At 49.9% G+C, this 7,666-nt stretch carries 9 protein-coding genes; 8 read left to right on the top strand and 1 reads right to left on the bottom strand.

All coding sequences use genetic code 11. The features are described from left to right. Positions 1–115: 115 nt before the first annotated feature. The 8 genes from AC14M5_RS18720 (at position 116) to prfA (ending at position 7,005) form a co-directional block, all read left to right on the top strand. A complete protein-coding gene (locus AC14M5_RS18720) occupies positions 116–580 on the top strand; it encodes a hypothetical protein (RefSeq protein WP_484031229.1) in 465 nt (154 codons plus the stop codon). A 69-nt stretch (positions 581–649) separates the two neighbouring features. Further along, positions 650–1,324: a response regulator transcription factor gene (locus tag AC14M5_RS18715; RefSeq protein ID WP_484031228.1), complete on the top strand. Its 675-nt coding sequence runs from the start codon at positions 650–652 to the stop codon at positions 1,322–1,324. 48 nt (positions 1,325–1,372) lie between these two features. Then, a complete protein-coding gene (locus AC14M5_RS18710; protein ID WP_484031227.1) occupies positions 1,373–2,452 on the top strand; it encodes a sensor histidine kinase in 1,080 nt (359 codons plus the stop codon). Between the two features lie 11 nt (positions 2,453–2,463). Beyond that, positions 2,464–3,063 (top strand): NUDIX hydrolase, encoded by a 600-nt coding sequence (locus AC14M5_RS18705; RefSeq protein WP_484031226.1) that lies wholly within the window; start codon positions 2,464–2,466, stop codon positions 3,061–3,063. 348 nt (positions 3,064–3,411) lie between these two features. Continuing rightward, the gene (uvrC, locus tag AC14M5_RS18700; protein WP_484031225.1) at positions 3,412–5,283 is read left to right on the top strand and encodes an excinuclease ABC subunit UvrC; all 1,872 of its coding nucleotides are present in this window, start codon (positions 3,412–3,414) and stop codon (positions 5,281–5,283) included. After that, a complete protein-coding gene (locus AC14M5_RS18695) occupies positions 5,280–5,660 on the top strand; it encodes a response regulator (protein ID WP_484031224.1) in 381 nt (126 codons plus the stop codon). The genes uvrC and AC14M5_RS18695 overlap by 4 nt, the downstream gene beginning before the upstream one ends. A gap of 7 nt (positions 5,661–5,667) precedes the next feature. Continuing rightward, entirely contained in the window at positions 5,668–5,817 is a 150-nt protein-coding gene (locus AC14M5_RS18690) for a hypothetical protein (RefSeq protein ID WP_484031223.1), read from the top strand. Between the two features lie 111 nt (positions 5,818–5,928). Continuing rightward, positions 5,929–7,005 carry a peptide chain release factor 1 gene (gene prfA / locus AC14M5_RS18685; RefSeq protein WP_484031222.1) on the top strand — a complete coding sequence of 359 codons (1,077 nt, stop codon included), beginning with the start codon at positions 5,929–5,931 and terminating at the stop codon, positions 7,003–7,005. 288 nt (positions 7,006–7,293) lie between these two features. Here prfA and AC14M5_RS18680 read toward each other — a convergent pair whose 3' ends face one another. Further along, positions 7,294–7,470 carry a hypothetical protein gene (locus tag AC14M5_RS18680; protein ID WP_484031221.1) on the bottom strand — a complete coding sequence of 59 codons (177 nt, stop codon included), beginning with the start codon at positions 7,468–7,470 and terminating at the stop codon, positions 7,294–7,296. Between the last annotated feature and the right edge of the window lie 196 nt (positions 7,471–7,666).

The following is a 7,666-nucleotide window of genomic DNA, read 5'->3' as shown; positions in this document are numbered from 1 at the left end:
TTCCTCTTACATCGCATCCACAAACCCTCCCAAGCTCATCCACAATTCCTCCACATTGGGTTGATACATTAGAGACGAAAGAACAATCCAAATCAACTACCTATTGGAGGTAAAAATGTCTAATAAAGGTTTCGCTTTTCGATTGATCGGAGTCCTACTCCTACTTGGCCTGATAGCCGCAGGCGGTTTCATGGCTTACAAAGCTGGAGTTGCCCAGGGAGTTGTTCAAGCCCCCGCTGTGGCAACTGCCATTTCTGAAGCCGCTGAAAATGGACAAGCTCTCCCGCCCATGGTGTATGGCCGCGGTTATGGTTATGGCTACGCTGATCCTTATGGCTTCGGTTACCGCCATCACTTCGGCTTCTTCCCATTTGGTATTTGCGGCTCCATCCTCTTTATCTTCCTGTTCTTCGGCCTGCTGAGAATGGTCTTCTTCCGCCCCTGGCATCGTGGTCACATGTATGGTCCCTGGGGCAGGCATTGGGAAGGTGGAGTCCCGCCCATGTTCAACGATTGGCACAAACGTGCACATGGTGAGGCTGCACCATCAGACTCAGAATCACCAAACAAAGAAGCATAACTCTGGCATAAATCATGAATGCCGCCAAACAAGCGGTATTCATGATTTAAGGATAAACTTGTATTTACCATGAACACCATCCTGGTCGTAGACGACGAACCCAAGATCGCCCGACTCGCGCGTGATTATCTTGAAAAGAATGGCTACCGCGTGCTGACTGCGGGCGACGGTCAATCTGCGCTGACAACTGCCCGCCGCGAAAAACCCGACCTCATCATCCTTGACCTTATGCTGCCCAACATAGACGGGCGCGAAGTATGCAAGATCCTGCGCCGCGAAAGTGCTGTGCCCATCATCATGCTCACCGCCTTAGCCGAGGAGGTTGATCAGGTGACGGGTCTCGAGATCGGCGCCGACGATTACATTACCAAACCATTCTCCCCTCGTGCCCTGGTCGCGCGCGTGCGCGCTCTCCTGCGTAGGACTCACGGAGACATAAAAGCTCCGAGTATCATCCGTGCAGGACAACTCGAAATTAATTCCGATAAATATTCTGTTACATTCAATGGCAACTCCGTTAAACTCACACCCAACGAATTCAAATTGCTACATCTGCTCGCCAGCCGCCCCGGGCAAACCCTCACCCGCGAACAATTGCTCGACAACCTGCACGGAGCCGCATCCAGCATTGACCGCAGCGTAGACTCACATATCAAAAACCTGCGCAGGAAACTCGAAGCCGAGTCTAATCAAAACATGATCGAAACAGTTTATGGGATCGGCTATCGCTTCGTCGAACGTTAGAACGTTCAAACGTTCAAACGACTTTTGACCTTCGACTTTTAAACAACCATGCAACATAACCACCACCCTCCCTTCCGCCCTCCCCACTTCCCCCCGCACCGCTGGCGCGGCAATCGCCGATTCTTTTTTCCTTTCGCAATTTTCTTCTTCGGCATCACCCTGCTCTTCGTCGCGGGGATTGCCGCCATTATTTATCTCATCTTCTCGCAACACATCGAAAACATCGGGGCCAATTGGTGGGTGCTGCTTTGCGCCATTCCATTTATTTTTGTATTCGCTTCCTTTATGGTCGGCAGTTTCACCTTCAGAAGATTTGGCAGACCCATGGCCGATATTTTCTCCGCCATCGACTCGATCTCCGAAGGTAATCTCAGCGTGCGCGTGCCCGAGCGTTACCCGCGTCAATTCGGGCGATTGGCGCAGCGTTTCAATCACATGGTCAGCGAGCTTGAACGCGCCGATCAGCAACGCCGCAACCTCACCGCCGACATTGCACACGAACTTCGCACGCCACTGCATATTATTCAAGGCAACCTCGAAGGCATCATTGACGGCGTTTACAAACCCACCAATGAGCACATCAATAACACGTTGGATGAGACCAAACTGCTTGCCCGCCTCGTGACCGACTTGCAGACTCTCTCCCTTGCCGAAGCAGGGCAACTTCCGCTTCACCCCACCCGCTTCCTGCTAGCTGACCTGTTGCAGGATCTCACCTCCAGCTTTTCTTCTGAAGCCGCATCTCTCGGCATTGACTTGAAAACCGACATCGCCAACTCTTCACAAGAAATCACTGCCGATTATGACAGGCTGAATCAAGTGTTATCGAATCTAATTTCAAACGCCCTGCGTCACACACCCAGGGGAGGGACAATCTCGATCATCACCACCTCCATCGAGAATGGAATCCGAATTGAAATTAAAGATACTGGCGAAGGCATCCCCAGCGAAGACATTCCCTTCATCTTTGACCGTTTCTGGCGCGGAGACAAATCCCGCACGGGCCGCACCAACAGCGGACTCGGCCTCGCCATTACGAAACAACTTATTCAGGCACATGGTGGTGAAATCAGCGTGGAAAGCGAAATTGGCAAAGGGACAAGTTTTATAATTCAATTACCAATATAATAATGGTCAACTTGAAAACATCAATCATTAAGACCGCAGGTGCATATGTCCGTCTAAGTGATTTGTATATTTTCGCATTAGGTATCCACCCATATCAGGGCTATACGCCTGTATTTCGGTTAGGCGGGCATCTTGTAAAAGATGAAACTGGCTGGCAATGTGCGGTCCGGGAAGTAAGTGAAGAGGCGGATATAAACATAAGATATAAGCACCCCATTACAACTTATTTGGCAAATGGGGATCATACCGAATCTCAACTTCTAAAAATTACATGGACAGGAAAGGAAGACGACGAAAATATCCCGTTTTTGGCAGTCCAATATTTCCGTGAAGGCCAATCAACCCTATCGCTAATGTATCTGGCTGAGACAGACGAATTACCAAAGCCATCCTCTGAAATCAAGGGGTTGCTGTTACTAGAACAGAAGGATGTTAGTCGAATATGTGAAGAGCAAATCACACTTCAACAATATCTTGACGAGGGTGGTCGAGCGATCCTTAATGATCATTATGATAAAAACCTTCTGCTGTACCCGTTTTTGCAACTCCGTTTGCTATCGCAGATATTAACTCATCTTCCCACTCCTTCGGACATAACTCCGAAGGAGTGAAATGATTATAGATATAAGCAAAATGGAATGTAAACCCCGAAGGGGTGGCATGGTTTTGCTAAAAAAAACAATGACATCTGTTTCGACAAGCTCAACACACCGTCTTCGGGATTTGATGCTGGTTTAAACAATTTCTATAATCCTGGCATCCCTTCGGGATTGACACTGCGTAAGGTGAATTATTAAAAGAATTATTCTTGAAACAGAATCAGCTATCAGCGGAGAAAGAGACGGACATTTCATCCCTGTTGATACTCTGGAATCCACCAGCAAGCTGATGGATAAAACCAGGCAGCAAGGCTGCCTGACTCCAGAAAATTTCATAAACAAGCGGTAGAATTGCCGCCAATGGTAATTTCAGACAAACTTCAGGGCATCCTTGCCACCCTGCCTGGGAAGCCAGGTTGTTATATTTATCGCAACGTTGAGGGGACAATTATTTACGTTGGCAAAGCCATCAGCTTGAAGAACCGCGTGCGGTCATATTTCCACGCCGATACGGGGCATGATGCAAAGACCCGCCGCCTCGTACGCGATATCACCGATATTGAATGGATCGTAGTCGGCTCGGAACTTGAGGCGCTCATCCTTGAGATGAACCTAATCAAGAAGCATCGCCCCAAATATAATATCCGCCTTAAAGATGACAAGCGTTACCCATATATAAAAATCCATTGGAATGAACCTTTTCCCAAAGTGACCGTCACGCGGCAGATGGCAGAGGATGGCTCACGTTATTTTGGGCCTTACACTTCGGCCTGGGCGGTGTATCAAACTCTGGAAGCGCTCCGAAAAATATTCCCTTATCTCACATGTGACCGTGAGATCACAGGCCAGGATAAACGTGCCTGTCTTTATTACGATATAAAGCTTTGCAACGCTCCCTGCATTGGCGCGGTCAACCAGGCGGGTTATCGCCAGATGATCTCCGACCTGATGGATTTCCTAAGCGGGCACAGCGAAGAGATTGTCACGCGCCTTGAAAACGAAATGCAAAAAGCATCTGAGCAAATGCGCTTTGAAAAAGCTGCTGCTTTGCGCGACCAGTTGAAAGCCATACAGGCCATCATCGAAAGACAGAAGATTGTCTTTGCAACAGATTATCTGGATTCGGATGTGCTCGCCATGGCCCGTTCTGACGGTGAAGCCTGTGTACAGATATTCTTCATCCGCAGTGGCAAGTTGATTGGGCGCGAATACTTCATCCTTGAAGGTACGGAAGATACAGCCGATACCGAAGTGATGACGGAATTTGTCAAACAGTTTTACACCGAAGCGGCAAACATACCCGAGCAATTGATGCTGCCTGAGGAGATCGAGGAAAGGATCATCATCTCACAGTGGCTACGCTCGAAACGAGGCGGGAAGAAAGTGGAATTGCTGGTGCCGAGGGAAGGTCAGCCCCACGAACTGGTGCAGATGGCAGCGGAGAATGCAACTGAAACTTTGCAGGCCTTGCGCACCCAATGGCAGGCGGATGCACACAAACAGGAAATGGCGCTGGGTGAGTTACAACTTGCATTGAATTTGCCCTCGCCACCCAACCGCATCGAATGCTATGACGTGAGTCACACTCAAGGTGTGGCAACAGTCGGCGCGATGATCGTGTTCGAGCAGGGTGTGCCAGCCAAAAAGCTGTATCGTAAATTCAACATTGAGAGCACAAGTATCGGCGTGCCCGATGACTTCGCTTCGATGGAGGAAATGCTCACGCGTCGCTTTCGGCGTTGGAAAGGCTATCAGCAAACGGCAGCAGACCCAGGGTCCAAACCAGATGCGTCTTTTTCCTTCCTCCCAGATTTGATCATCATTGACGGTGGTAAAGGTCAACTCAGCCGCGTGGTCAAAGTCCTTGAGCAGTATGATCTGTTTGGCAAAGTGCCCGTGGTAGGATTGGCAAAACAGGAGGAGGAAATTTTCTTCCCGCACAAAAGCGAGTCATTGCTTCTGCCGCGCCATTCACAGGGACTGTACCTGGTGCAGCGGATTCGGGATGAGGCTCATCGTTTTGGGATTACCGCGCATCGAAAAAAACGCTCGAAGCTGGGTCTGGCATCCCAGCTTGATTCAATCCCTGGCATTGGCCCGACGAGACGGAGAGCACTCTTGAAACATTTTGGCTCCATGGATAAGATTAGGGAGGCAAGCATTGATGAACTGGCCGCGGTAAAGGGCATGAATGAATCTGCGGCAGAAAGTATTAAGGCACACCTGGAATGAAAGAAGTTTGGATCGTTGACGACGATGACGAGATGGGACATGCAGTCAGCTTGATGCTGAAGCTGCTGGACTGTGATACAAGGCATTACAATAATCCGCGCCCGGCCGCGCAGGCATTGCTGGCAGGCGGGAGGCCCGATCTCCTGATCCTTGATATCAACATGCCCGAAGTTTCAGGGTTGGATATGCTTGAGTTCCTACGCCGCCGCAAAGAATGGAAAGACCTGCCGATCATTATGCTTTCCTCCGAGGCGGCAGATGTGATGGTGGATAAGGCCCTTCAAATGGGCGCTGATGGCTATGTGATGAAGCCTGTTACAATCGAAGAATTGGAAAAGGTGATGGCTCAAGCCTTTTACAATCATATTATGAAGTGAGTGAAAGATGGCTGGAAAAAGTTCAAAAAACAAGAAACAAGTAAAAACCGCTGAGAATAAACCAGTGAATCAAAACAGGTCGGCGCAGATTTTGTTCGCGATCTTCGCCATCCTATTGATCCTCTCGATGGTGCTTTCGGCTGTAGCAAATTACTAACGTCCTCAGAATGGTATAATCCTCTCCGCGCGGCCCTTTGGAGCCGCGCTTTATTTCGCAATATTTTTGATTGTAGGGGCGGGGTAACCCCGCCCCTACACAGGATGTTTTATGCTGGACAAATTACAAGCCATTGAAGAAAAATATGAACAACTGGGGCAGGAACTGCTGGAGGTGGGCAGTGACTATCAACGCGCTGGTGAGATCAACAAAGAGCGGGTTGACCTGGAAGCGCTCGTTGAAAAATCACGGGAATACCGTCAGGCAGTGAAAAGCCTGGAGGAAGCCAGGGCAATGATCATCAACGAAAATGACGCGGAGTTGATCGCACTCGCCAAAGCGGATGTGGATGAACTCGTCCCGAAGATCGAAATCCTCGAAAGACAGATCAAAGGTATGTTGGTTCCCAAAGACCCGCGCGATGACAAAAACGTCATCGTTGAAATTCGCGCAGGTGCAGGCGGTGACGAAGCCGCCATCTTTGCCGCTGACCTGTTCCGCATGTACACCCGCTATGCAGAAGACCAAAAGTGGAAGACCGAGATCATGTCTGAAAGCTCGATCGGCGTGGGTGGTTACAAGGAAGTTATTTTTGAGGTGAGGGGCAAAGGCGCATACTCGAAATTGAAATATGAATCGGGCGTGCATCGTGTGCAACGCGTGCCAGCTACCGAATCACAGGGGCGCATTCACACCTCCACATCCACAGTGACCGTACTGGCCGAAGTGGATGAAGTTGAAGTGGACATTCCCGAAAGCGATATCGAAATTGAAGTGTATCGCTCATCGGGCGCGGGCGGACAAAACGTGCAGAAGAACTCAACCGCAGTGCGCCTGTATCACAAACCCACTGGCATGATCGTCACCTGTCAGGATGAGCGCTCGCAACTCCAAAATAAAATGCGCGCCCTCAGCATTTTGCGCGCGCGGCTCTATGATATTGAACTGGCCAAGCGGCAGGCCGATCTGGAAGCGGACCGCCGCTCGCAGGTTGGATCGGGTGAACGCTCCGAAAAAATTCGCACCTATAATTATCCGCAGAACCGCGTGACCGATCATCGTGTTGGGCTCTCCAGCTACAACCTGCCCGCCGTAATGGACGGAGATATTGACCAGTTCATCGACGAGCTATCCACTCGTGACGAAGCGGGCAAGCTTGCGGCATCGGGCGTGGATGAAGATGAATAATGTCAGAAGATGCGGCGAAGTGCGCCAGATTCAAAACGTTTCATTGTTTTGAGGTTGAAATAGATTTTTAGATAAAAACGCCCACAAAATGGGCGTTTTTCATTTTGGGTTTGTGCTATACTTTTTTAATCTATTGCCGTCTATAAGCGGTTATACGGCAACGCGCCATCTAAACACTAGTTAGGCGCACAGAAGAAGATTTCATGGCGTCCCATCGGCCAGTGTAGAATCGCTCCAGCCAACACGCACACACTGCGCCACATGAAAATAAAACACACTTCAAGATATTTAGAACGCGCAGAGTGTGCTTCCTTGAAGGTCATGTCCTTTTTCGCTCGTCCGCACTTGCAGCGCGAAGATTTCGATTGGCAAACCAGGCATGTACTCCTTGCTGCGCCGCAAATGCTTCGTGGTGGGCAGGTCTGCGGAGCCTTGCTCGTCGGGTCTTTGTGCTGGGCTGGTCAAAGTGGTCGCGTCGGCCGAGTTACGTGCGCCTAACACAGCGTGCAGTGGACGCTGGGGATTCTGCGCGTTTTTCAGGCATTTTTCTACGCCTTAGCTTTTTTCTGGTTGGACGGCTTCGCCGTCCCCGCCCCAGCGCCACTAACGCAAGCCGTTGAGACTGTCGAAAAAGTCACTTTTCAAAAATAATTTTTGAAAA

Source organism: Candidatus Villigracilis sp. (genome assembly GCF_057083605.1).
This window is presented reverse-complemented; position numbering and strand designations above follow the sequence as displayed.